Genomic DNA, 22,511 nt, shown 5'->3' on the forward strand with positions numbered 1-22,511 from the left:
CTCCCCTATGCCGCCCGCGACCCGGATCCAGAGGCAGACAGGCCATGACCCGTCTCGTGATGAAATTCGGCGGCACCTCCGTCGCCAATCTCGAGCGCATCAAGCGCGTCGCCAAGCGCGTGGGCGTCGAGGTCGCGCGGGGCCACGAGGTGATCGTCGTCGTCTCGGCCATGTCGGGGAAGACCAACGAACTGGTCGGCTGGGTCAACGAGACCTCGCCCTTCTACGACGCGCGCGAATACGACGCGGTTGTGTCGTCGGGCGAGAACGTGACCGCGGGCCTTCTGGCACTCGTGCTCCAGGAAAACGGGATCGACGCGCGGTCGTGGCAAGGCTGGCAGGTGCCGGTCATGACCTCCTCGGCCCATTCGAGTGCCCGGATCGAGGACATTCCGCCGGCCAATCTCGACGCGAAATTCGCGCAGGGCATGAAGGTCGCGGTCGTCGCAGGCTTCCAAGGCATCTCGCCCGAAGGCCGGATCACGACGCTGGGCCGGGGTGGCTCGGACACGACCGCCGTCGCCTTCGCCGCCGCCTTCGACGCGGTGCGCTGCGACATCTACACCGACGTGGACGGGGTCTATACGACCGACCCCCGGATCGTCTCGAAGGCCCGCAAGCTCGACCGCATCGCTTTTGAGGAGATGTTGGAGCTGGCCTCGCTGGGCGCCAAGGTGCTGCAGACGCGTTCGGTCGAACTCGCCATGCGCTACAAGGTGAAGCTGCGGGTCCTGTCCAGCTTCGAGGAACAATCTGACGATGCGGGCACGCTGGTCTGCGACGAGGAGGACATCATGGAATCGAACGTGATCGCCGGGGTCGCCTTCGTGCGCGACGAAGCCAAGATGACGCTGGTCTCTGTCGCCGACCGGCCGGGCGTATCGGCCGCTATCTTCGGGCCGCTGTCCGAGGCAGGGGTGAACGTGGACATGATCGTCCAGAATATCGCCGAGGACGGCCGCACCGATATGACCTTCTCGCTGCCGGTGGACCAAGTGGCGCGGGCCGAAAAGGCCGTCGCGGCGGCCAAGGACAGGGGCGAGATCGACTACCACGACCTGATCGCCGACGAGGGCGTCTCGAAGGTCTCGGTCGTGGGCATCGGGATGCGCAGCCATGCGGGCGTCGCGGCGCGCATGTTCAAGGCGCTCTCGGATGAAGGCGTGAACATCAAGGTGATCACCACGTCCGAGATCAAGATCTCGGTTCTGATCGACCGGAAATACATGGAACTGGCCGTGCAGGCGCTGCACGACGCGTTCGAGCTCGAGGCGGCCTGATCGCAGGGGCGCAGGCCCGCCCCCTCGGAGAACCTCAAGCACATTCCGCGGCCGCTCGATTCGGATGCGGGTTCGGTGTCACCGCACATCGATCGCGCAGTCGACCCTGCGGCAACGGACATCCCAGCGCCGCCCCCTCTCCCCAAGCGCGACGCGGCCCCGTATAGGGAACCCGAGGGAGCGACCGATACTGATGCCCAAGTCGAAGGACACCGATAGCCGCAAGCTCTTGCGGCGGCTCAAGGCCGTCATGGCAGAAGAGGCGCAGGGGCAGGAGCGGCTCGACCGGATCGTGGACCTCGTGGCCGATTCGATGCGGACCGATGTCTGCTCGATCTATCTCAACCGCGATGCCGATACGCTGGAGCTGTGCGCGACGCGCGGCCTCAACGCGGATGCGGTCCATGTCACGCGGATGCGGCTGGGCGAGGGCCTCGTCGGCCGCGTCGCGCGGCGGCGGGTCTCGATCAACACGGCCAACGCGCCCGCGACGCGTGGCTTCCGCTACATGCCCGAGACCGGCGAGGAGGTGTTCTCCGCCTTCCTCGGCGTGCCGGTGCAGCGGCTGGGCGAACGGCTCGGCGTCCTCGTGGTCCAGTCGCGCGAAGCCCGCGAATATTCCGAGGACGAGGTCTACGCGCTCGAGGTCGTGGCGATGGTCCTGGCCGAGATGACCGAACTCGGCGCCTTCGTCGGCGAGGGCGAGGCGTTGCGACCGCGCCATGCCCAGCAGGTCCTCTTGCGGGGCGTCACCGGCCAAGAGGGCTCGGCCGAGGGCGTCGTCCACCTCCATGACCCGCGTGTCGTCATCACCAACCCCGTCAGCGACGACCCCGAGGGCGAGCTGGTGCGCCTGCGCGAAGCGGTCGATGCGTTGCGCCTTTCCGTAGACAAGATGCTGACCCAAGCCAGCGGCGACCGCGAACAGACCGAGGTGATCGAGGCGTTCCGCATGTTCGCCTATTCGCGGTCCTGGCTGCGCCGGATGGAGGACGATATCGACGCGGGCCTCACCGCCGAGGCCGCCGTCGAGAAGGAACAGACGGCCGCACGCGCCCGGATGCGCGATGCCGATCCCTACCTGCGCGACCGGCTGGCCGATCTCGACGACCTGTCGAACCGCCTCCTTCGCATGCTGACCGGCCAGGGGCGCGACAGCGTGGCGCTGCCCGACAACGCCGTGCTGGTGGCCCGCAATATCGGGCCGGGCGAGCTTCTGGAATACGGGCGCAAGCTGCGCGGCGTCGTGCTGGAAGAAGGCTCGGTCGGCAGTCACGCGGCCGTCGTCGCGCGCGCCTGGGCGATCCCGCTGGTGCTTCAGGCCGAGGGGATTACCACCGAGGCCCTGTCTGGTGATCCGATCCTCGTGGATGGCGACCAGGGCGTCGTGCATCTGCGCCCCGACGACATGGTCACCGCCGCCTTCCGCGAGAAGCTCGCGATGCAGGAGCAGGCGCAGCAGCGCTACGCCTCGATCCGCGACACCGAATGCGTCACCGCGGACGGGCACCGGATCGAGATGATGATGAACGCGGGCCTGATTGCGGACCTGCCCTCGCTTGCGGGTTCGGGTGCCGAGGGTGTCGGCCTGTTCCGGACCGAACTTCAGTTCCTGACCCGCAACACCGTCCCCAAGCGGGGCCAGCTCGTCGAGATCTACAAGCGCGTGCTCGATGCCGCGCGCGGGCTGCCCGTGACCTTCCGGACTCTCGATATCGGGTCGGACAAGGTGCTGCCCTACATGAAGCCGACCGAGGAGCCGAACCCCGCCCTCGGGTGGCGCGCAATCCGCGTCGGCCTCGACCGGCCCGGCGTGATGCGGATGCAGCTTCAGGCCTTGCTGCGCGCGGCCGACGGTCGCCCATCGCGCATCATGTTCCCCTTCATCGCGCAGATGGAGGAGTTCCTCGAGGCGCGGGACCTGCTCGTCCGACAGGTCGAGCGCGAGGCGGCGCTGGGCCATGCGGTCCCCTCGGATCTCAAGATCGGAGCGATGCTGGAAACCCCCAGCCTCGCCTTCGCTCCGGGCCGATTCTTCGAGGCGGCGGATTTCATCTCGATCGGCGGCAACGACCTCAAGCAGTTCTTCTTCGCCGCCGACCGCGAGAACGAGCGCGTGCGCAAGCGCTACGACACGCTCAACGTCAGCTTCCTGTCGCTGATCGCGCAGATCGTCGCGCGCTGCGAGGCGGCGGGTACACCGGTCAGTTTCTGCGGCGAGGATGCCGGGCGCCCGGTCGAGGCGCTGTGCTTCGCCGCCATGGGACTACGCTGCCTGTCGATGCGGCCTGCCTCCATCGGGCCGGTGAAACACATCCTGCTGCGCTCCAACCTCGCCGAGGTGCGCGACGTCATCGAAGCCTCCCGCGAGGCCGGCGAACAATCCGCCCGGCCGGCGATCATGGAGTACCTCCGCTCGCGTTAGACGTGTGCGACGGACTGACGCGGAGGCAGCGCGGCAAGCCTCCGGTAAGCTGTTACCGTCCCTGCGGGAAAGCCAGTCCATGCCCGAAGACAAGATCGACCAGGTTCAACGCGCGCTCGATCCCGAAGATGTCGGATACAACCCGAGCGCGAATCTCTCTGACATGGCCGAGGACAGCGATTATCTGTTCCGGCAGGCAGTCGAGCAGACGCGCATGGCGATCTGCATCGCCGATGCCCGGGCGGAGGATCTGCCCATCGTCCTGTGCAATCAGGCCTTCGTCGAACAGACCGGCTATCCCCGCGACGAGATCATCGGGCGCAATTGCCGGTTCCTGCAGGGCGAGGACACCGAATCCGGGGCCGTCGACCTGATCCGCGAGGCGATCGACCGGCGCGAGGTCCGGGTGGTCGAGATCCTGAACTATCGCCGCGACGGCACGCCGTTCTGGAACTCGCTCCATATCGGTCCGATCTACGCCGCGGATGGTACGCTTACGCATTTCTTCGGGTCGCAATGGGACGTGACCTCGCTCCGCTCCGAGCGCGACAAGGTCCGCAAGTCCGAGGATATGGCCGAGGAGTTGCTCCACCGGACGCGCAACCTCTTCGCGGTGACGACGGCGATCCTGCGGATCTCGGCCCAGAGCGCGCGCGACATCCCCGATCTCGTGGCCTCTGTGACCGAACGGCTGGCCGCGTTGGCCCGCGCGCAGGACGCCTCGATCTCGACCATCGACGGCGGCACGGATTTCGCAGCGATGCTCGACGCGATCATCCGGCCCTACCGCACCGAGAGCGCCGCCCACATCACGCTCTCGGGACCTTCGGTCACGCTCGGACGCGAGCATGTCGCGCCGCTCGGCATGGCGCTGCACGAGCTGTCGACCAACGCGGCCAAATACGGCGCCTTACGCTCGAACGAAGGCCGCGTGTCGGTGGATTGGGCGCGGCGTGACGGCGTGCTCGAAGTCCGCTGGCTCGAACGCGGTCTCGCGGACGAACCCGACGACCGGCAAGAGACCGCATCGGGGGGCGGCACCGGGACAAACCTCGTGCAGCGCATCCTCAAGGCGGCGGGCGGTCAGATCGAGACGGATCTCCACGCCGACGGAATCGACGTGACCGTCCGCCTCCCGCTCTGACGGATCGGCCTAGCGCCCGGCCTCCTGCTCCAGCCGCAGCCGGGCGATGGTCTCGTGGGCATCCGCCTCGCGCTGGTCACGCATGCAGCTTCGCACGAAGGTCAGGTGGGCCTCGGTCGCGGCGCGCGCGGCCTCGGCGTCCCGCGACTGGATGGCCACGTTGATGGCCCGGTGCTGGTCCAGCAGCATGTCGCGCGTGGTCCGTTGCTTGAACATGACCGACCGGTTGTAGAAGACGCCCTGCCGCAGCAGGTCCATCATCGAACGCATCATGTGAAGCATGACGACGTTATGCGACGCCTCGACGATCGCCATGTGGAAATCCGCGTCGAGCGCGGCCTCCTCGGACGGGTCGCGCTTCGAATGGGCGGCCTCCATCTTGCGGAACACGGCCTCCACGACCGCGAGATCCGTGTCCGACCCGTCGCGGGCGGCGCGGGCGGCGGCGATCCCCTCGATGTCGCGGCGAAAGGCGATGTAGTCGAAGAGCGCGTCCTCGTGGCTGGCGAAAAGCCGCGTCAGCGCGGGCGAGAACGCGTTGCCCAGCACATCGGCCACGTAGACCCCGGCCCCCGCCCGCGTCGACAGAAGGCCCCGCGCCTGGAGCTCGGCCACCGATTCGCGAAGCGATGGTCGCGATACGCCCAGCCGTTCGGAGAGCTCGCGCTCGGGCGGCAGGCGGTCGCCGGGCCGCAGGATGCCGCACAGGATCAGCCCTTCGATCTGACGGGTGACCGCGGCGGCCAGCTTTTCGGCCTCGATCTTCTGGAACGGCATGGCAACTCCCGCAATTGGTCAAATCATATGACCGGTCGCGACCGGATGCCAGCACCGCGATGCGAAACGGCCCCCGGTGCGCGACACCGGGGGCCGTTCGGGCCGACGAATGACCCGTGTCGTCAGGTAGAGGGGGTGATGACGATCTCGACGCGGCGGTTCTGCTGGCGCCCTTCCGGGGTCAGGTTCGACGCGATGGGCTGGCTTTCGCCCCGGCCGATGGCCTGGACGCGGAAGCCGGGCACGCCCTGCTCCAACAGGACACCGGCGACCGACCGCGCGCGCCGCTCGGACAGGTCCTGGTTGTAGGCGGCCGAGCCGGAATTGTCGGCATGGCCGACGACCTGCACCGTCGTGTCGGGATATTGCAGCAGGTTGCGGCCCAGCGCGCGCAGATCGGCCTGCAGATCGCCGCGCAGCGATGCGCTGTCGGTCGCGAAGAGGATGTCCTGCGGCATCGTCACGATCAGCTGCGAGCCGGTATTGCGGATGGTGATACGATCATCGCCCAGTTGGTTGCGGAGATCCGCGGCCTGGCGGTCGAGCCGCGAGCCGATGGCCCCGCCGATCAGACCGCCCGCGACGACGCCCGCCGCGATTTCGTCGGCCCGGCTGCCATCGCCCGCGATGGCCCCGGCCGCGGCACCGATGCCTGCACCGATCAGCGCGCCGTTGCGCGTGCGGTTCGGCTCGCCCGTCGTCGCGTCGACGCAGGCAGTGAGAACGAGGATGCCGGACAGCGCGGCGGCGAGCGGGAGCTTGATGGTGGTCATATCCGTGACTTTCCAGTCTGTGATCTTTTGGTGTGCGTCGAGACAACGCATGACGCCGCGAAAGAGGTCCACGGCCCGTCGCGAAACGGAATGCCATGCGCGACGCTCCGCCGGGACATCGCGCGCGGCCCTCCGTTATGCAATGTCACCCGGATGTTGGCGCCTGCGCCCCCGCCTCGGCGCGCGCCGTCTCCCATGCCAGAAGGGTGCGCTTAACCGGCAGGCCCCAGTGATAGCCGCCCAGCCCGCCCGATTTCCGCAGCGCCCTGTGGCAGGGGATCAGCCAGCTCACCGGGTTGCGCCCGACCGCCGAGCCCACCGCGCGCACCGCCTTCGGGCTGCCGATGGCGTCCGCGATCGCGCCATAGGTGGTGACATGGCCCGAGGGGACCTGCATCAGCGCCTCCCAGACCTTGATCTGGAACGGGCCGCCGATCATGTGGAGCCGCGCCTCGCCCTCCAGCCGGAGCACGGCCTCGACCATCGGACGGATCGCCTCCGCGTCCTCCTGCAGCGTCGCGTCCGGCCAGCGACCCGCCATATCGGCGAAGGCTGCCGCGCGCCCGGTCTCGGCGGCGAGCGCCAGCCCGCAGATGCCGCGCTCCGTGGCCATCACCAGCATCTCGCCGAAGGGCCCGTCGAACCACCCGTACCGAATCGCGAGGCCCGCCCCGCCTCGCGCGTATTCGCCGGGCGACATCGCCTCCCAGCGCAAGAACAGGTCGTGGAGCCGCCCTGTCCCCGACAGGCCCGTGCCCAGCGCCGTCTCCAGAAGGCTGGTGCGGTCGCGCAGCAGCGCCTTGGCATGCCCCAGTGCCAGATACTGGGAGAACCGCTTGGGGCTGACCCCGGCCCAGTTCGAGAAGGTGCGCTGGAAATGGGCCGGGCTCATGTGCATCTCGGTGGCGAGATCCTCGAGCGCGGGCGGCGTCTCGGCCGCGTCGATTCGCTCGATCGCGCGGCGGATCAGACGGTAGTGATAGCGGTCGTCGATTGCGGGATCGGACTGGAGCATTGCGCACCTCCTCGATTGAACCCCGAACCTAAGCCGCGTCTACGCGCGCCGCGACCCGCTTCCTGCGGGTTCCGGCGCGGACGCCGCGACTTGCCCGCGACCCGCCTCCTGCGTCATACCCCGAGGCCATGGCCAAGCTCCCCCCACCCCTAGCCTATGCCGTCCAGTCCGAGATCTTCGCCCGGTTCCAAGCCGCCGAGCCCGAGCCCAAGGGCGAGCTCGAACACGTCAACGCCTACACGCTCGTCGTCGCCGTGGCGCTCTCGGCGCAGGCGACCGATGCCGGCGTGAACAAGGCGACCCGCGGCCTCTTCGCGGTGGCCGATACGCCCGGGAAGATGCTGGCGCTGGGCGAGGACGGGGTGACCGAACACATCAAGACGATCGGCCTCTTTCGCCAGAAGGCGAAGAACGTCATCAAGCTCAGCCGCATCCTCGTCGAGGAGTACGGCGGCGAGGTGCCCTGCTCGCGCGCGGCGCTCCAGTCGCTGCCCGGCGTCGGCCGAAAGACCGCCAACGTCGTGCTCAACATGTGGTGGGGCCATCCCGCCCAGGCGGTCGACACGCATATCTTCCGGGTGGGCAACCGCACGCGGATCGCGCCGGGAAAGGACGTCGACGCCGTCGAGCGCGCCGTCGAGGACAACGTCCCCGCCCCCTACCAGCATCACGCCCATCATTGGCTCATCCTGCACGGCCGTTACACCTGCCTCGCCCGCAAGCCGAAATGCCCGGCCTGCCTCATCGCCGATCTCTGCCCCTACGACGACAAGACCGAACCGCCCGGTCGGGCTTGATCCCGCGCGTCCGACACGGCAGGACGCGGCAACCTCAATCCTGTTCCTCTGGCCCGAAATACCTCGGGGGGTCCGGGGGGCGGAGCCCCCCGGCGGATCGTCCCGCGCCTGCGGGGCGATCTTCCGAAAGGCCATCTGCATGACCCAGAGCTTCGACGTGATCGGCATCGGCAACGCCATCGTGGATGTCATCTCGCCCTCGACCGACACGTTCCTCGACCAGATGGGCATCGAGAAGGGCATCATGCAGCTGATCGAGCGCGACCGCGCGGAACTCCTCTACGCTTCGATGTCCGAACGGGTCGAGGCGCCGGGCGGCTCGGTCGCCAACACGCTGGCCGGGATCGGCGCGATGGGCCTGACGACCGCCTTCATCGGCAAGGTGAAGGACGACGCGCTCGGCCGGTTCTACGCCCAGACGATGGAGGCGTCCGGCACGGCATTTCCGCATCCACCGCAGCAGGTCGATCTGCCGACCTCGCGGTCGATGATCTTCGTGTCGCCGGATGGCGAGCGGTCGATGAACACCTATCTCGGCGCAGGCGCGGACATCGCCTCGTCGGACGTACCGGAGGTGTTCGGCGGCGGCGGGATCCTGTTTCTCGAAGGCTATCTCTTCGACAAGGACGAGGGGAAGACCGCCTTCTCCGAGGCTGCGACACGCATGAAGGCCGCGGGTGGCCGCTCTGCCATCACCATCTCCGACCCGTTCTGCGCCGAGCGGCACCGCGCCGACTTCCAGCGCCTGATCGCCGAGGACATGGATGTGGCCATCGGCAACGCCGCCGAATGGACCACCCTCTACGAGACCGACGATCTCGACCGCGCGATCGGCATGGCCGCCGAGGTCTGCGAGATCGTCGCCTGCACCCGCTCGGGCGAAGATGTCTGGATTCGCTCGGGCGATACCCGCGTCACTGCGCCGGTCACGCCTGCGACCGTGGTGGACGCCACCGGCGCGGGCGACCAGTTCGCCGCCGGGTTCCTCTACGGTCTGGCCTCGGGGCGCGACCTGGAGACGGCGGCGCGCATGGGCGTGGTCTGCGCCCGCGAGGTGATCGGCCATATCGGCCCGCGTCCCATGGTCGACGTGATGGACCTGTTCCGTCACGAAGGGCTCGTCTGACCCTGCGGGATCGCTGCCTGGACTGCGGCCACGAACCGACGTGACAGCACGGACGCGCCATCCGGGACCCGTCCTCGTCTAGCGCAGCCACGGCCACGGCCCGGATCGCTGCGGCGCCCCATCCGCCGGACCGGGGTGGCCCCCGCACCGTCACCCGGCTAGCGTCCCCCCAAACCCCCAGGGAGGCCCTTCATGCATATCCTCGTCACCGGCGCTGCTGGAATGATCGGTCGCAAGCTGACCGAGGCCCTGATCGCACGCGGGACCCTGCAGGGTCAGCCGATCACCGCGCTGACACTTGTCGACGTGGTCGCGCCGACGCTTCCGGTCGGAACGCCGGGGGCGGCCCTGGCGGTCGATTTGGCCGATCCGGCGGCCGGACCGGCCCTGATCGAGTCCCGCCCCGACGTGATCTTCCACCTCGCGGCGATCGTCTCGGGCGAGGCGGAAGCGAAGACGTCCATGGGATACGCGGTCAATCTCGGCGGTACCGTCGCGCTGTGCGACGCCATCGTGGCGCAGTCCGACTACTGCCCGCGCTTCGTCTTCACCTCGTCCATCGCCGTCTTCGGCACGCCGCTGCCCGACGTGATCGACGACGCGTTCCAGCCCCGCCCGCTGACCAGCTACGGCACGCAGAAGCTGATGGGCGAGATGCTGATCGACGATCTCAGCCGCAAGGGCCTGATGGACGGGATCTCGCTCCGGTTCCCGACGATCTGCATCCGGCCCGGCAAGCCCAACGCCGCCGCCTCCGGGTTCTATTCGTCGATCCTGCGCGAGCCGCTGATCGGACAGGAGGCGGTGCTTCCGGTGCCGGACACGACGCGCCACTGGTTCGCGTCGCCCCGTGCGGCGGTCGGGTTCCTGCTCCATGCCGCCGAAATGGACCTTGCGCCGATGGGCCAGTCGCGGGCGTTGAACCTGCCGGGCGTCGATGCGACCGTCGCCGACGAGATCGCGGCGCTCGAACGGGTGGCCGGACCGAAGGCCACCGCGCTGATCCGCCATGTGCCTGACGAGACTGTCGCGACCATCGTCGGCAACTGGCCCCGCGCCTTCGATCCAGAACGCGCCCGGTCCCTGGGGTTCGAGGCCGAGCCCGATATGGACACGATCATCCGTGCGCATGTCGAGGATGAGCTGGACGGGACCATCCCGGTCTCGAACGGCTAGGCGGCGGGACGCAGACACCGATCCCCGGCCCCGCGAGAGACGCAGGCGACATGATGGACCGGGTCGCCCCTTCGAGAGCCGGATTGCATATTTCTACGAGCAAAGACGACAGGCACTCCGTCGCCCGGCCGCCGGGAGGGATACCGGGTGCCCGGCGACGGAGGCGTCTTCGCTCGAGGTCATCGGCATGCCTGCCTGTACCGCCCGCCCAGCTTCACCCGGCGAATCGCAATTGATGATTAACGGCCGCGTCTTTGCGCCCAACCAGGCGGACGGACGGGTTCAGCCGAGGGCGACGTCGAGGCCGTCGAATCCCCGGAACCGGACGCGGGACGATCGCCTGCAATTCGTGACGCGGTAATCCGGGTGCCGCGCGAGGAACCGCTCAAGCGCGATCCGCCCCTCCATCCGAGCCAATGTCAGCCCGACGCAGACATGCGGCCCGGCGGCGAAGGCGAGGTGGCGGGGCGGGCCGGGATCGGGCGCGATGCGGTCGGGGTTGGCGAAGACCGCCGCGTCGCGATTGGCCGCCCCGATGCAGAGATGCACATCCGTCCCGACGGGCAGCTCGACCCCGTGTAGCGTGACCGGCGCCGTCGTCTGGCGATTGCCGAACTGGTTGGGGCTTTCGAGGCGCAACGTCTCCTCGATCAAAGCCGCAACGGGGTAGGTTCGTGCCGCGCGGTCCCGGTCGAGCAGCCAGAGCGCGTTGCCGATCAGGTTCGTCGTCGTCTCGTGGCCCGCGTTCAGGATGAAGATGCAGTTGTGCAGGAGCTCCGTCTCGGACAGGTCACCGCCCTCGATTAACCGGGTCAGCACATCCGTCTCGGGGTCGCCCGGGGCCGCCCGACGCCGGGCCACGAGTTGGCGGAGGTAGGCCTCGAAGGCCACGACGGCCTCCTCCCCCCCGCGCAGTTGCTCCGCCGTCAGCGCCGGTTCCAGCGCGCCGAGGATCGCCAGCGACCACCCCCGCAGCGGCCCACGTTCGTCGCGCGGCACGTCGAGGAGGTCGCCGATCACCTCGACCGGGATCGCGGCCGCGAAGCCCTCGATCGCACAGCCGCCCGCGAACCGGTCCAACAGCCCGTCCACCAGCGCCTCGAGGCGGGGCCGCAGCCCCTCGAGCGCGCGCGGGGTCAACGCGCCGGTCAACACGCGGCGGACGCGCGTGTGCAGGGGCGGGTCGTTGAAGACGAGCGAGGTCGTGTGGTGCCGGAAGAGCGGCCCGTCGCCGTATTTCGGCGCGAAGACCTCGCGCTTGTCGCTGCGATAGGTCGCGGTGTTCTTGTAGATCGCGGTCAGGTCGGCGTGCCGGCCCACCAGCACCGACCCGTCGGGCTGCCGCACCGCGCCCGCTTCGCGAAGGGCCGCGTAATGCGGCCAGGGGTCGTCGTGGAAGCCCGCGGGCAGGTCGGTCAGGATCATGGCCGCGACCCTAGCGCCCTGCCGCCCGCATCACCAATGGGGCGGACGCTCGTCGCCCAGCACGACACCACCTTCGCCGCCCTCCGGCGCCTGCCGTTCGACGAGGCGCGCGACCTTGCGCTCCAATGCGTCGATCTCGCCCGCCTGGCGCGCGACCACGTCCGACAGGTCCTCGACCGCGCGGGTCAAGTGGGCGATGCGTTCTTCCAGGTCCTGCATGGAACGGCCTCTGCGGGTTGCGGCACGGGTGGGCGGGTCGTAGACGGTCGCGCGACGGACAGGAACCCGACCCATGGCCAAGATCAAGAAAACGCCCCGCCCCAAGGCCGCCCCGCCCAAGGGCTTCCGCGACTATTTCGGCGCGGACGTCACCGAGCGCAAGGCGATGCTGGACCGGATCGCCGAGGTCTATCACCGCTACGGGTTCGATCCGTTGGAATCCTCGGCGGTCGAGACGGTCGAGGCGCTGGGCAAGTTCCTTCCGGACGTGGATCGCCCCAACGAGGGCGTCTTCGCGTGGCAGGAGGGTGAGGAGAGCGACAAGCCCGGCGACTGGCTGGCGCTCCGCTACGACCTGACGGCACCCCTGGCCCGCGTCTATGCCGAGAACCGCAACGACCTGCCCACGCCCTATCGCCGCTACGCGATGGGCCCCGTCTGGCGCAACGAGAAGCCGGGCCCGGGACGGTTCCGGCAGTTCTATCAATGCGATGCGGATACGGTGGGGTCGGCGAGCGTGGCGGCGGATGCGGAAATTTGCGCGATGCTTGGGGACGCTCTGGAAAGCGTGGGAATCTCGGGCGACGACTACGTGATCCAGCTCAATGACCGCCGATTACTAGACGCGATCCTCGACATCGCGGAGGTTGCGGATGATCCCTCGACGCGTGGAATCGTGCTCCGCGCAATCGATAAGCTTGACCGCCTGCAGCCGCATGGCGTCCGTCAATTGCTGGGTGAAGGCAGGGAGGACAAGAGTGGCGACGTCACCGTAGGTGCGGGCCTCACCCAGTTGCAGATCGACAAGGTCATGGAATTCGTCTTGACCGATGATCGCGTCAATGACCGGCTCGCACGCCGGGCGGCGCGCGCACGCGACGAGGGCGACACCGAGGAAGAGAGCCGTCTCCATTCCGCACGAGACTCCACCCACGAAGCCACGCGACAAAACTGGCCCGCGAAGGGCTCCGGGCGCCGTCTATGGAATGCGGAGGTCCTGGACTACCTCGGCGAACTGATGAAACCGCACGACAAGGGCTGGGCTGCCGTCGAGGCCTTGCGTCAGATCGTGTCTCTTCTTACCGAGACGGGCCGGAACGACCACCGGTTGCGGATTGCTCCCTCCGTCGTGCGCGGCCTCGGCTACTACACCGGTCCTGTCTACGAGGCCGAGCTTACCTTCGAGATCACCGACGAGAAGGGTCACCCGCGGCAGTTCGGCTCCGTCGCGGGTGGCGGACGCTACGACGACCTCGTGACGCGCTTCACCGGCCAGCAGGTGCCTGCCACCGGCGTCAGCATCGGCGTCGACCGGTTGCTCGCCGCGCTCCGCATGAAGCGCGACGCCGCGCCCCCGACCGGCGGCCCCGTCGTCGTCACGGTCATGGATCGCGACCGGATGGCCGACTACCAGTCCATCGTCGCCACCCTGCGGCAGGCCGGCATCCGGGCCGAGGTCTATCTCGGGAACCCCAAGAACTTCGGCAATCAGCTCAAATATGCCGACAAGCGGGGCGCCCCCGCAGCGATCATCCAGGGTTCGGAGGAGGCCGCAGAAGGCAAGGTGCAGGTCAAGGACCTGATCCTCGGTGCCAAGCTTGCCGAGGGCGCATCGGTCGAGGAATGGAAGGACCATCCCTCTCAGACCAAGGTCGCGACCGGCGCCGAACTGCTCGGGGAAATTGCCCGCATCTACCGCCTCCACGGCCTGCCTCTCCCCGAGGGTTTCGACCCGGACGCCCCATGATCACCGCCGCCGACCGCGCCCGCGCCGCCGACCTGCTCGCGACCTTCGCCGCGACCGGGGCGCAGCCGGTCGAGACCTCGATCCTGCAACCGGCGGGGACGCTGCTGGACCTCTACGGCGAGGATATCCGCGCGCGTGCCTTCGTCACGCAGGACCCGCTGCGCGGCGAGACGATGCTGCGCCCGGATTTCACGGTGCCCGTCGTGCAGTCCCACATGGCCCATGGGGCCGAGCCCGCGCGCTATTGCTACGCGGGCGAGGTCTTCCGGCGGCAGGAGGCCGACGAGGGCCGTCCCCGCGAGTATCTCCAGGTCGGCTACGAGGTGTTCGACCGCACCGATCCCGCAGCCGCGGATGCCGAGGTGTTCGACCTGATCGCCATGGCGCTTGGCCCCTGGGCGCCTGCCCCCGCTCTCGGCGATCTTGGGCTCGTGATCGCGGCGGTCGAGGGCCTGACGACGACCGACCGCCGCCGCGCCGCGCTCCGTCGGCATGTCTGGCGTCCGCGCCGCTTTCGCCGTCTGATGGACCGGTTCACCGGGCGTGCCGCCCCCACACCCGCCCGTGCGACCCTGCTGGCACGCCTCGCCGCCGAGGCACCCGACGCCATCGTCGCCGAGGCCGGTCCCGCCATCGGTCTGCGGGAGACACCCGAGATCGCGGCGCGCCTTGCCGCGCTGGCCGAGGATGCGGCGACCGCGCCGCTGCCGGGCCCCGAGGCCGATGCGATCGACGCGCTTCTGATGCTGGACGCGCCGCTCTCCGAGGCCGTTTCCCGCATCCGCGATCTCGCCGTGGACCTGCCGGCGCTGGACCCGGCCGCCGACCGGCTGGAGGCGCGGGCCGACGCATTGGCCGCGCGCGGCCACGACCCGGCCCGCCTGCCCTTCGCACCGGCGCGGGGACGCACGGCGATGGAGTATTACGACGGCTTCACCTTCACCTTCATGCGCGGCGGGCGCACGGTCGCCACCGGCGGTCGATACGACGCGCTGACCGCGATCCTGGGCGAGGGCCGTTCGATCCCCGCGGTGGGCGGCGTCATCCGCCCCGGCCTTCTGGAGGACGCGCCATGATCCGGCTCGGTATTCCGTCCAAGGGTCGCCTGATGGAGAAGACCTTCGACTGGTTCGGCGCGCGCGGCCTGACCCTCACCCGCACCGGATCGGACCGCGAATACGCGGGCGCGGTCGCGGGCGCCGAGATCGCGCTGGTGCTCCTTTCGGCGGGCGAAGTCCCGCGCGAGCTGGCCGCCGGGCGCATCCACCTGGGCGTCACCGGCAGCGATCTCGTGCGCGAGAAGATGGTCGGTTGGGCCGACCGCGTCGAGCCGCTGGCCCCGATGGGGTTCGGCCACGCCGACCTGATCCTCGCCGTCCCGAAGGTCTGGGTCGATTGCGACACGCCCGACGATCTGGACGCGGTCGCCGCCCAGTTCCGCGCCACCCATGGCCACAGGCTGAGGATCGCAACCAAGTATCACCGTCTGGTGCGCGAGTACCTGACCGAGCACGGCGTCGCCGATTACGCGCTCGTCGACAGCCAGGGCGCGACCGAGGGCACGGTGCTGAACGGCACCGCCGAAGCCATCGCCGACATCACCTCGACCGGCGAGACGCTGCGGGCGAACCACCTCAAGGTGCTCGACGGCGGCCCGATCCACGCGAGCCAGGCGACGCTCTTCCGCTCCCGCGTCGCCGACTGGTCCGAGGCCGAACGGTCCGAACTGGACCGGCTGCGGCCGATCCTCGCACAGGGCTAGGGCGACGCCTCAGAAGCCAGGCAGGGTCGGCACGCGCCCGATGATCATTAGGTTGTTGGCAGGCATGGCGATCCGCTCGACTTCGAGCCCCATCGCCACCAGCACGGTCTCGACCACCTCGACCTCCTTGAAACCGATGGCGCTGTCCTGCGCGCGCAGGCTCGCGTCGAAGGTCAGATCGCCGGGCGAGGTCGCGACCCCGCCCCGGAGAAACGGGCCGTAGATCGCCAGGAGGCCGCCGGGCGACAGGACGCGCACGGCCTCGTCGAGGAGTACCGACATCTCGGCATCCGAGATGAGATGCAGCAGGTTCACCACCATCACCGCCTCGGCCGTGCCCTCCAGCGACCAGCCCGGCGTGCAGGCGTCGACATCGCCCGCCGGTGCGACATTGGAGAGGCCCCGGCAGCGGGCGTCGATGGCCGCGCGCCGTTCGGGATCGGGTTCGGTCGGATGAAAGGACAGGTCGGGCCGATGCGCGGCCAGCGCGGCGATGTGTTGCCCCGTGCCCGAGGCCAGTTCCAGTACGTCGCCCTGCCGGGGCAGGCGCGGCAGCAGCGCCTCGAGGATCGCCTCGCGGTTCCGGTCCGCCGACGGCGCGTGCAAAAGACCCGAACCGTCGACCGCGCCGGCCGTGTCGGGCAGGTCAAGGCGGCGGATCATGCTGTCATCCGCAGGAAGCGACGCGGATCGAGGGCGGCGACGGTCTCGGCCCCAAGTTCCGAGCCGCGGCCGGCGATCCGATCGGCCAGCAGACGCGCGGCGGCGGGCGCGGTCTGGAAGCCGTAGCCCCCCTGTCCCGCGCTCCACCAGAAGCCGTCCAGCTCCGACGGGCCGATCGCCAGCAGGCGGTCGAGGGTGAAGGTCCGCAAGCCCGCCCAGGTCGCGATGGGGCGCGTCACCTCCTCCTTCACGGCTTCCTGATAGCGGGCCAGCCCCTCGGCCAGCACCATGTCGTCGGCGAAGGCGTCGAGCGGCTCGGACGGGTCCTCTTCGGCGGGGGACACGATCCACGCGCCCGCATCGGGCTTGGCGTACCAGCTCTCGCCCGCGCCCATCAGCATCGGCCAGCCGCGGACATCGTGACCACCTGGGGCCTTGAGCCGGGCCATCGACCGGCGAAGGGGCGTCAGACCGAGCGGGGTGGCACCCGCCATCCGCGCCACCGCATCGGCCCAGGGCCCCGCCGCGTTCACGAGCGTCCGGGCCTCGTGGGTCTCGGCCCCGGCCCGCACCTGCCAACCGCCGGCCATGCGCGCGATGCCATCGACCCGCGCGCCAGTCAGAACGGCGCCGCCGCCGGCGCGGACCGCGCGGGCGCCCGCCTGCAGCATCGCGTCGGTGTCGAGGTCCATCGCATCCGGCTCGAAGGCGGCACGGGTCACCGCGTCCGACAGGATCGGGACCCGCGTCCGGGCATCGGCGACGGGCATCTCGGCGATGGACATGGCCTGGAGATCGGCCTCGAATGCGGCGTCTTCGCCCTCGACCGCCACGAGAAGAAAGCCGCGCGCGCTGAGATGGCCGGCCGCCGCGTGATCGGCGCGCGACGCCCGGTTGAGCGCGATCACGGCGGGCTTGCCGTAGCTTTCCTCGAACAGCGCCGCCGACCGCCCGGAGGCATGATGCCCGATTGCGGCTTCCGCTTCGAGGACGAGCACGCGCCCCAGCCCCGCCAGCGCCTGCCCCGCGGCCAGCCCGGCAATGCCACCGCCGATGATCAGAAAATCGTACATGGTCCGGAACCTGTCACGGGACGCGGGGCATGGCAAAGGGCTAGGCGCAGGCGGTCGCTCCGACGCGCCTCATGCCTCCTCGAGGCGATCCGTGGCGGGGGCGGGCGCGCGCGACAGGGCGGTGATGCGGTCGCGCAGGGCGTCGTCCATTTCGAACGCCGCCGCCGCGAGCGAGGGGGCCAGTTGTTCGGGCGACCGCGCGCTGACGATCGGCGCCGTGACGCCTGGCTGGCCCATCGCCCACGCCACGGCGAGCGTCGCGGAATCGACGCCGCGTTCGCGGGCCAGCGCGCCGAGGGCCGTCGCCGTCTCGTGCATCCAGTCCTGTCCGTAACGTGCGGCGTATCGCTCGTCGCTGCGGATGCGCCCCTCGCCGCCATCGGCGTATTTTCCAGTCAGAAGCCCGCCTCCCAGCGGCGAATAGGGCGCGACCGCGATCCCCTGATCCAGCGCCATCGGCAGGAGCTCGACCTCCGCCTGCCGCTTCACGAGGTTGTACATCGGTTGCATGATCGCGATGCGGGTGCCCAGCGCGGCGGCGACACCCTGCGCCTTCATCACCTGCCACGCGGCATAGTTGCTGACCCCGAGATGACGCACGGTACCGTCCGATTGCAGGCGGGCAAGCGTCTCGAACGTCTCCTCCAGCGGCGTGCCGCCATCCCAGCGGTGCATGTAAAGGATGTCGATCACGTCAAGGCCCAGCCGCCTGCGGCTTTCGTCGAGCGAGTCGAGGATGTTCTGCCGCGACGCGCCGCCCCCGTATGCCGCCTTGGTGGCGACGACGACGCGGTCGCGCTCGGGTCCGACCATGGCGCCCAGCATCGTCTCGGACGCGCCCCCGGTATAGACATGGGCGGTGTCGAAGAAGTTGACCCCGGCGGCGCGGCAGTCGTCGTACATGGCCCGACTGGCGGGCTCGTCGGCCGTGCCGCCGAATTGCATGGTGCCGAAGCACAGGGACGAGATCGGGGTGCCGTCGAGGCTGGTGAGGTCGGTCATATGCGAGTGTTTCCCGAAACCGGCGGATTTGCGAGCCGCGATTTCAGATCTTCGCCCACGCCGGTGTTCGAGATCGGGGCGCGTGGTGGTCCAGCGCCCGCGTGACGACGGGACGCGATCTGACTAGGCTTTCGCCGATCTGGGCGACGGCATGCGAACTCGCCCCATCACCGGCCCGCGGCGGAGGACGACATGGCCCACAGCTTCGACCCGCCCGACATATGGGCGCCCTTCGGCGCGTTCTCGCAATCCGTCATCGTCGGGACTGGGCAGACGGTCCTGCTGAAGGGACAGGTGGCGCTCGATGCCTCCGGGCAGATCGTTGGCGAAGGCGATATGGAAATGCAGGTCCGGCAGGTCCTGCGGAACCTCGCCGATACTCTCGCGCCGATGGGTGGCCGGATGTCGGATATCGTCGCGCTGAACCAGTTCACGACCGACATCGCCGCGTTCATGGCCTGCAGCGAGGTCCGGAAGCAGGTCTTCTCGCCGCCCTATCCCGTCACGACGACGCTCGAGGTGGCCGCGCTCTACGATCCGCGCCTCCTCGTCGAGATCAACGGCACGGCCGAAATCCCCACGTCCCGCTTCACGATGCCGGACACCGCGCGCGCCCTCCACGGCTGACGCCCCCCGAACGCAAGACGCCCGGCGGAGAACCCGCCGGGCGCCTTGTCCGGATCGAGACCGGATCAGTTCGGGATATCGCCCTCGATGCCCTCGACGTAGAAGTCCATCGTCGCCAGCGCGCCGTCATCTGCCACTTCGCCATCAGCGAGGAAGACCGAGCCGTCCTGCTTGGTGATCGGGCCGGTGAAGGGATGATAGCTGCCGTCGGTGATGGCGGCGATCATGGCTTCGGCCTCGGCCTTGACCTCGGCGGGCACCTCGGCGGTGATCTCGCCGATCACGACCTCGCCCTCGGGCATGCCGCCCCAGGATGCCGTCTGCTCGTAGGTGCCGTCGATCAGCTCGCCCACACGCTTGATGTAGTAGGGCGACCAGTCGTCGATGATCGACGCGATCCGGGGGCTCGGCTTGAAGGCCGCCATGTCGGAGGCCTGACCGAAGGTGAACACGCGGCCACCGTTCTCGTTGGCCTCCTGTGCGGCCGCCTGCGGCGCGGTCGAATCGGTGTGCTGCAGGATGACGTCGACACCCTGGTCGATCATGGCGCGGGCGGCATCGGCCTCCTTGGCGGGGTCGAACCAGGTATAGGCCCAAGTCACGACCATCTCGACATCCGGATTCACCTTCTGCGCATGCAGGAAGGACGAGTTGATGCCCTGGATGACCTCGGGGATCGGGAAGGACGCGATGTAGCCGATCTTGTTGGTCTCGGTCATGTGGCCCGCGATGGTGCCGATCACGGCCCGGCCCTCGTAGAAGCGCGCGTCATAGGTCGAGACATTCGGATGCTCGCGCTTGTAGCCGGTCGCATGCTCGAACTTCACGTCCGGGAACTTGGCGGCGACCGCGTTGGTCGGGTCCATGTAACCGAACGACGTGGTGAAGATGATGTCGGCCCCGCCCAATGCCATCTGGGTGATGACCCGTTCGGCATCGGCGCCCTCGGGTACGCTTTCCTGGAAGACGGTCTCGACTTGGTCGCCGAACTCCTCTTCGACGGCAAGACGACCCTGGTCGTGCTGGTAGGTCCAGCCGCCATCGCCGATCGGCCCGACATAGACGAAGCCGACCTTGACCGGATCGTCCTGGGCAAAGGCCGCGCCGGTCAGCGCAAGGCTCATCGCGCCTGCAAGCAGGGTGGTGAATTTCATCGGTATCTCCCCAGTGGTGGCGCGTCCTCTTCAGCGGGACGCGTGGAATGGCTTGCCCAGGTCGGCGGGCGCATCCCCGCCCCTCCCGGCACGGAGCGAAATAAGCACGAGCACGAGGATGGTGACAAGGTAGGGCGCCGCCGACAGAAGCTCGACGGGGATGCGCGCGCCGGCCGTCTGAAGGTTAAGCTGCAACACCGTGATGCCGCCGAACAAATAGGCACCGATCAGAACGCGCGGAGCCCGCCAGGACGCGAAGACCACGATGGCGAGCGCGATCCAGCCCGCGCCGGCGGTCATGCCTTCGGTCCATTGTGGCACGCGCACGAGGCTCAGATACGCGCCGCCGAGGCCCGCGCAGGCGCCCCCGAATGCGATGGCCGCCAGGCGCACGAAGCGGACGGAATAGCCCAGCGCATGCGCCGCCTCGTGGCTTTCGCCCACCGCCCGCAGGATCAGGCCTGCGCGGGTGAACCGAAGGAACGCCCAGACCGCGACGACGAGTGCCACGCTCAGGTAGACGATCGGGTCGTGCCCGAAGAGGACGCGCCCGACGAACGGCAGGTTGCTCAGGGGGCCGAGGTCGATGCGGCCCAGCGAGTTGGCCTTGATGCCGACATATCCCTGTCCCAGCAGGCTCGACAGCCCCAGACCGAACAGCGTCAGCGCAAGGCCGGTCGCGACCTGGTTCGAGAGGAGCACCTGCGTCAGGAACCCGAAGAGGAGCGCCATCACCGCGCCCGCGATGGCCGCCATGATGAACCCGAGCCAGGGCGAGCCGGTTTCGATCGCCGCGATGAAGCCGCAGACCGCGCCCATGATCATCATTCCCTCGACCCCGAGGTTCAGGACGCCCGATTTCTCCACCACCATCTCGCCGAGGGCGGCCAGCAGGATCGGGGTCGCGGCCACCATCAGGGACGCGATCAGAAGCGTGGGGGAGATCGAGGAGAGGTCCATCAGGCGCCTCCGTGCCACGTCAGGAGGCAATGGGTGCACACCACCGCGAACCCCACGGCGACACCCTGCACCATCCGCCCGAGCATCCGCCGGTCGGGACGGTGCGCGGCGAGCCAGGTCCGGACGCGGGGCGCGATCAGTGCCAGCGACGCCAGCGACGCCACCACCGCGACATGGGCCGCGACGAATGCAATGCCTGCGCCCGCCAAGGGTCCGTGGATCATCAGCGGGATCATTCCGCCCATCGCCAGCCCCATCAGGGGCGCCATTCGTGCGTGGTTCATGTCGTCACCCCGGACCCGATCCGCACCCGGAAGTTCGCCAGCACGTCCACGGCCAAAAGGAAGAACAGCAGCATTCCCTGGAACGCCGAGATCGCGGCGGCCGGAAGCCCGAGATTGGTCGCAGCGTTGTCGCCGCCCACATAGGTGAGCGCCATCAAAAGACCCGCGGCCACGATCCCCAAGGGGTTCAGCCGCCCGAGGAAGGCCACGATGATCGCCGTGAAGCCGTACCCGCTCGCGAAATCGATGGAGATCTGGCCCGCGGGACCCGTCACCTCGAAGAGCCCGGCGAGACCCGCGAGAAGGCCCGAGAGGCCGAAGCAGATCAGGACCAGCCGCCCCGGATCGACCCCCGCGAAGCGCGCCGCGCGGGGCGCGGCCCCGGTCAGCCGGATCTGGAACCCCAGAAGGTGCCGCGTCAGCATGATATAGGCGAAGATGACCGCGATCAGAGCGGCCACGACGCCCCAATGCGCGCCCGTCCCCGCGATCAGTTCGGGGTTCGCCGCCGCCGCCCATTGGCCGAGGTTGCGCGAGCCCGGGAAGCCCACGGCATCCGGGTTGCGCAGCCACGAGACTGCCGCCGAGGCCAGAAGGTTCTCGGCCACGTAGACCAGCATCAGCGACACAAGGATTTCGTTCGTCCCGAGCTTGACCCTCAGCAGCGCCGGGATCATCGCCCAAGCAAGACCGCCCAGCGCCCCGCAGACCACCATCAACGGAAAGATCAGCCAGCTGTCGGAGGGGTAGAACGCGAGCCCGGCGGCGGCGCCGCAGATCGCGCCGACGATGTATTGCCCCTCGGCGCCGATGTTCCAGACGCCCGCCCTGAAGCCCAGGGCGAGGCCCACCGCGATCAGGATAAGCGGCCCGGCCTTCACGAGAAGTTGGCCCCGGAAATACCACGCGAACTCGCCTAAGACCGGATCCCAGAAGATCGTGCGGATCGCCTCGATCGGGTCCTCGCCGAGGAAGGCGAACATCAGCCCGCCCGCGATCATCGTCAGCGCGACGGCGAGGATCGGGGCGGCGGCGCCCCAGACGCGCGAAGGCGTCGGCCGACGTTCGAGATGGATCATGTC

General features: G+C 69.1%; 22 protein-coding genes. 10 read left to right on the plus strand and 12 right to left on the minus strand.

Annotation, left to right across the window (positions count from 1 at the left end; translation table 11 throughout):
- Positions 1-44: 44 nt before the first annotated feature.
- The 3 genes from ACK8OR_RS16465 (at position 45) to ACK8OR_RS16475 (ending at position 4,849) form a co-directional block, all read left to right on the plus strand.
- A complete protein-coding gene (locus tag ACK8OR_RS16465; protein WP_410190472.1) occupies positions 45-1,280 on the plus strand; it encodes an aspartate kinase in 1,236 nt (411 codons plus the stop codon).
- A gap of 193 nt (positions 1,281-1,473) precedes the next feature.
- A complete protein-coding gene (gene ptsP / locus ACK8OR_RS16470) occupies positions 1,474-3,705 on the plus strand; it encodes a phosphoenolpyruvate--protein phosphotransferase (protein ID WP_410190473.1) in 2,232 nt (743 codons plus the stop codon).
- Positions 3,706-3,784: 79 nt separating this feature from the next.
- Entirely contained in the window at positions 3,785-4,849 is a 1,065-nt protein-coding gene (locus ACK8OR_RS16475; protein WP_410190474.1) for a PAS domain-containing protein, read from the plus strand.
- 9 nt (positions 4,850-4,858) lie between these two features.
- Here ACK8OR_RS16475 and ACK8OR_RS16480 read toward each other — a convergent pair whose 3' ends face one another.
- From ACK8OR_RS16480 to ACK8OR_RS16490, 3 genes are all read right to left on the minus strand, one after another.
- Positions 4,859-5,626, minus strand: coding sequence for a FadR/GntR family transcriptional regulator (locus tag ACK8OR_RS16480; RefSeq protein WP_410190475.1), 768 nt, complete (start codon positions 5,624-5,626; stop codon positions 4,859-4,861).
- Positions 5,627-5,748: 122 nt separating this feature from the next.
- Positions 5,749-6,399, minus strand: coding sequence for an OmpA family protein (locus tag ACK8OR_RS16485; RefSeq protein WP_298429364.1), 651 nt, complete (start codon positions 6,397-6,399; stop codon positions 5,749-5,751).
- 145 nt (positions 6,400-6,544) lie between these two features.
- Complete coding sequence (locus tag ACK8OR_RS16490) at positions 6,545-7,414, minus strand: methylated-DNA--[protein]-cysteine S-methyltransferase (RefSeq protein WP_410190476.1); 870 nt, start codon at positions 7,412-7,414, stop codon at positions 6,545-6,547.
- Between the two features lie 128 nt (positions 7,415-7,542).
- On the opposite strand from ACK8OR_RS16490, the gene nth reads away from it, so the two are divergent.
- From nth to denD, 3 genes are all read left to right on the plus strand, one after another.
- Positions 7,543-8,211: an endonuclease III gene (gene nth, locus ACK8OR_RS16495; protein WP_410190477.1), complete on the plus strand. Its 669-nt coding sequence runs from the start codon at positions 7,543-7,545 to the stop codon at positions 8,209-8,211.
- Between the two features lie 139 nt (positions 8,212-8,350).
- The gene (locus tag ACK8OR_RS16500; protein ID WP_410190478.1) at positions 8,351-9,337 is read left to right on the plus strand and encodes an adenosine kinase; all 987 of its coding nucleotides are present in this window, start codon (positions 8,351-8,353) and stop codon (positions 9,335-9,337) included.
- Positions 9,338-9,529: 192 nt separating this feature from the next.
- Positions 9,530-10,513, plus strand: coding sequence for a D-erythronate dehydrogenase (denD, locus tag ACK8OR_RS16505; RefSeq protein ID WP_410190479.1), 984 nt, complete (start codon positions 9,530-9,532; stop codon positions 10,511-10,513).
- Between the two features lie 282 nt (positions 10,514-10,795).
- Here the strand turns inward: denD and ACK8OR_RS16510 are convergent, their stop codons facing one another.
- Positions 10,796-11,938 (minus strand): cytochrome P450, encoded by a 1,143-nt coding sequence (locus tag ACK8OR_RS16510; RefSeq protein WP_410190480.1) that lies wholly within the window; start codon positions 11,936-11,938, stop codon positions 10,796-10,798.
- 30 nt (positions 11,939-11,968) lie between these two features.
- Positions 11,969-12,157 (minus strand): SlyX family protein, encoded by a 189-nt coding sequence (locus ACK8OR_RS16515; RefSeq protein ID WP_298429346.1) that lies wholly within the window; start codon positions 12,155-12,157, stop codon positions 11,969-11,971.
- A 73-nt stretch (positions 12,158-12,230) separates the two neighbouring features.
- Here ACK8OR_RS16515 and hisS point away from each other — a divergent pair, with 73 nt between their 5' ends.
- From hisS to hisG, 3 genes are read left to right on the plus strand one after another with little or no spacing between them, the layout of a single operon-like run.
- Positions 12,231-13,904, plus strand: a complete 1,674-nt coding sequence (gene hisS, locus ACK8OR_RS16520) for a histidine--tRNA ligase (protein ID WP_410190481.1) — start codon at positions 12,231-12,233, stop codon at positions 13,902-13,904.
- Positions 13,901-14,980, plus strand: a complete 1,080-nt coding sequence (locus ACK8OR_RS16525; protein WP_410190482.1) for an ATP phosphoribosyltransferase regulatory subunit — start codon at positions 13,901-13,903, stop codon at positions 14,978-14,980. The genes hisS and ACK8OR_RS16525 overlap by 4 nt, the downstream gene beginning before the upstream one ends.
- A complete protein-coding gene (gene hisG / locus ACK8OR_RS16530; RefSeq protein ID WP_410190483.1) occupies positions 14,977-15,666 on the plus strand; it encodes an ATP phosphoribosyltransferase in 690 nt (229 codons plus the stop codon). Before ACK8OR_RS16525 ends, hisG begins: the two co-directional genes overlap by 4 nt.
- Positions 15,667-15,675: 9 nt before the next feature.
- Here the strand turns inward: hisG and ACK8OR_RS16535 are convergent, their stop codons facing one another.
- The 3 genes from ACK8OR_RS16535 to ACK8OR_RS16545 all read right to left on the minus strand — a co-directional run bounded on the left by ACK8OR_RS16535 (position 15,676) and on the right by ACK8OR_RS16545 (position 18,404).
- Positions 15,676-16,329 (minus strand): DUF938 domain-containing protein, encoded by a 654-nt coding sequence (locus ACK8OR_RS16535; RefSeq protein ID WP_410190484.1) that lies wholly within the window; start codon positions 16,327-16,329, stop codon positions 15,676-15,678.
- Positions 16,326-17,402 carry an NAD(P)/FAD-dependent oxidoreductase gene (locus tag ACK8OR_RS16540; protein WP_410190485.1) on the minus strand — a complete coding sequence of 359 codons (1,077 nt, stop codon included), beginning with the start codon at positions 17,400-17,402 and terminating at the stop codon, positions 16,326-16,328. Before ACK8OR_RS16540 ends, ACK8OR_RS16535 begins: the two co-directional genes overlap by 4 nt.
- A gap of 69 nt (positions 17,403-17,471) precedes the next feature.
- The gene (locus tag ACK8OR_RS16545; protein ID WP_410190486.1) at positions 17,472-18,404 is read right to left on the minus strand and encodes an aldo/keto reductase; all 933 of its coding nucleotides are present in this window, start codon (positions 18,402-18,404) and stop codon (positions 17,472-17,474) included.
- 192 nt (positions 18,405-18,596) lie between these two features.
- Between ACK8OR_RS16545 and ACK8OR_RS16550 the strand changes: the two genes are divergently transcribed.
- Complete coding sequence (locus ACK8OR_RS16550; RefSeq protein ID WP_410190487.1) at positions 18,597-19,031, plus strand: RidA family protein; 435 nt, start codon at positions 18,597-18,599, stop codon at positions 19,029-19,031.
- Between the two features lie 65 nt (positions 19,032-19,096).
- On the opposite strand, the gene ACK8OR_RS16555 is transcribed toward ACK8OR_RS16550, so the two are convergent.
- From ACK8OR_RS16555 to ACK8OR_RS16570, 4 genes are read right to left on the minus strand one after another with little or no spacing between them, the layout of a single operon-like run.
- Entirely contained in the window at positions 19,097-20,185 is a 1,089-nt protein-coding gene (locus ACK8OR_RS16555) for a BMP family ABC transporter substrate-binding protein (protein ID WP_410190488.1), read from the minus strand.
- Between the two features lie 30 nt (positions 20,186-20,215).
- Positions 20,216-21,145: an ABC transporter permease gene (locus tag ACK8OR_RS16560; RefSeq protein WP_410190489.1), complete on the minus strand. Its 930-nt coding sequence runs from the start codon at positions 21,143-21,145 to the stop codon at positions 20,216-20,218.
- Positions 21,145-21,429, minus strand: a complete 285-nt coding sequence (locus ACK8OR_RS16565; RefSeq protein WP_410190490.1) for a hypothetical protein — start codon at positions 21,427-21,429, stop codon at positions 21,145-21,147. The genes ACK8OR_RS16560 and ACK8OR_RS16565 overlap by 1 nt, the downstream gene beginning before the upstream one ends.
- The gene (locus tag ACK8OR_RS16570) at positions 21,426-22,508 is read right to left on the minus strand and encodes an ABC transporter permease (protein ID WP_410190491.1); all 1,083 of its coding nucleotides are present in this window, start codon (positions 22,506-22,508) and stop codon (positions 21,426-21,428) included. Before ACK8OR_RS16570 ends, ACK8OR_RS16565 begins: the two co-directional genes overlap by 4 nt.
- Between the last annotated feature and the right edge of the window lie 3 nt (positions 22,509-22,511).

Origin of the sequence: Jannaschia halovivens (assembly GCF_046452375.1) — a bacterium.
Classification (GTDB): domain Bacteria; phylum Pseudomonadota; class Alphaproteobacteria; order Rhodobacterales; family Rhodobacteraceae; genus Jannaschia; species Jannaschia halovivens.

Coding starts and splice junctions, on each gene's coding strand:
- ACK8OR_RS16465 (WP_410190472.1), top strand. CDS start 45: ATGACCCGTCTCGTGATGAAATTCGGCGGCACCTCCGTCGCCAATCTC.
- ptsP (WP_410190473.1), top strand. CDS start 1,474: ATGCCCAAGTCGAAGGACACCGATAGCCGCAAGCTCTTGCGGCGGCTC.
- ACK8OR_RS16475 (WP_410190474.1), top strand. CDS start 3,785: ATGCCCGAAGACAAGATCGACCAGGTTCAACGCGCGCTCGATCCCGAA.
- ACK8OR_RS16480 (WP_410190475.1), bottom strand. CDS start 5,626: ATGCCGTTCCAGAAGATCGAGGCCGAAAAGCTGGCCGCCGCGGTCACC.
- ACK8OR_RS16485 (WP_298429364.1), bottom strand. CDS start 6,399: ATGACCACCATCAAGCTCCCGCTCGCCGCCGCGCTGTCCGGCATCCTC.
- ACK8OR_RS16490 (WP_410190476.1), bottom strand. CDS start 7,414: ATGCTCCAGTCCGATCCCGCAATCGACGACCGCTATCACTACCGTCTG.
- nth (WP_410190477.1), top strand. CDS start 7,543: ATGGCCAAGCTCCCCCCACCCCTAGCCTATGCCGTCCAGTCCGAGATC.
- ACK8OR_RS16500 (WP_410190478.1), top strand. CDS start 8,351: ATGACCCAGAGCTTCGACGTGATCGGCATCGGCAACGCCATCGTGGAT.
- denD (WP_410190479.1), top strand. CDS start 9,530: ATGCATATCCTCGTCACCGGCGCTGCTGGAATGATCGGTCGCAAGCTG.
- ACK8OR_RS16510 (WP_410190480.1), bottom strand. CDS start 11,938: ATGATCCTGACCGACCTGCCCGCGGGCTTCCACGACGACCCCTGGCCG.
- ACK8OR_RS16515 (WP_298429346.1), bottom strand. CDS start 12,157: ATGCAGGACCTGGAAGAACGCATCGCCCACTTGACCCGCGCGGTCGAG.
- hisS (WP_410190481.1), top strand. CDS start 12,231: ATGGCCAAGATCAAGAAAACGCCCCGCCCCAAGGCCGCCCCGCCCAAG.
- ACK8OR_RS16525 (WP_410190482.1), top strand. CDS start 13,901: ATGATCACCGCCGCCGACCGCGCCCGCGCCGCCGACCTGCTCGCGACC.
- hisG (WP_410190483.1), top strand. CDS start 14,977: ATGATCCGGCTCGGTATTCCGTCCAAGGGTCGCCTGATGGAGAAGACC.
- ACK8OR_RS16535 (WP_410190484.1), bottom strand. CDS start 16,329: ATGATCCGCCGCCTTGACCTGCCCGACACGGCCGGCGCGGTCGACGGT.
- ACK8OR_RS16540 (WP_410190485.1), bottom strand. CDS start 17,402: ATGTACGATTTTCTGATCATCGGCGGTGGCATTGCCGGGCTGGCCGCG.
- ACK8OR_RS16545 (WP_410190486.1), bottom strand. CDS start 18,404: ATGACCGACCTCACCAGCCTCGACGGCACCCCGATCTCGTCCCTGTGC.
- ACK8OR_RS16550 (WP_410190487.1), top strand. CDS start 18,597: ATGGCCCACAGCTTCGACCCGCCCGACATATGGGCGCCCTTCGGCGCG.
- ACK8OR_RS16555 (WP_410190488.1), bottom strand. CDS start 20,185: ATGAAATTCACCACCCTGCTTGCAGGCGCGATGAGCCTTGCGCTGACC.
- ACK8OR_RS16560 (WP_410190489.1), bottom strand. CDS start 21,145: ATGGACCTCTCCTCGATCTCCCCCACGCTTCTGATCGCGTCCCTGATG.
- ACK8OR_RS16565 (WP_410190490.1), bottom strand. CDS start 21,429: ATGAACCACGCACGAATGGCGCCCCTGATGGGGCTGGCGATGGGCGGA.
- ACK8OR_RS16570 (WP_410190491.1), bottom strand. CDS start 22,508: ATGATCCATCTCGAACGTCGGCCGACGCCTTCGCGCGTCTGGGGCGCC.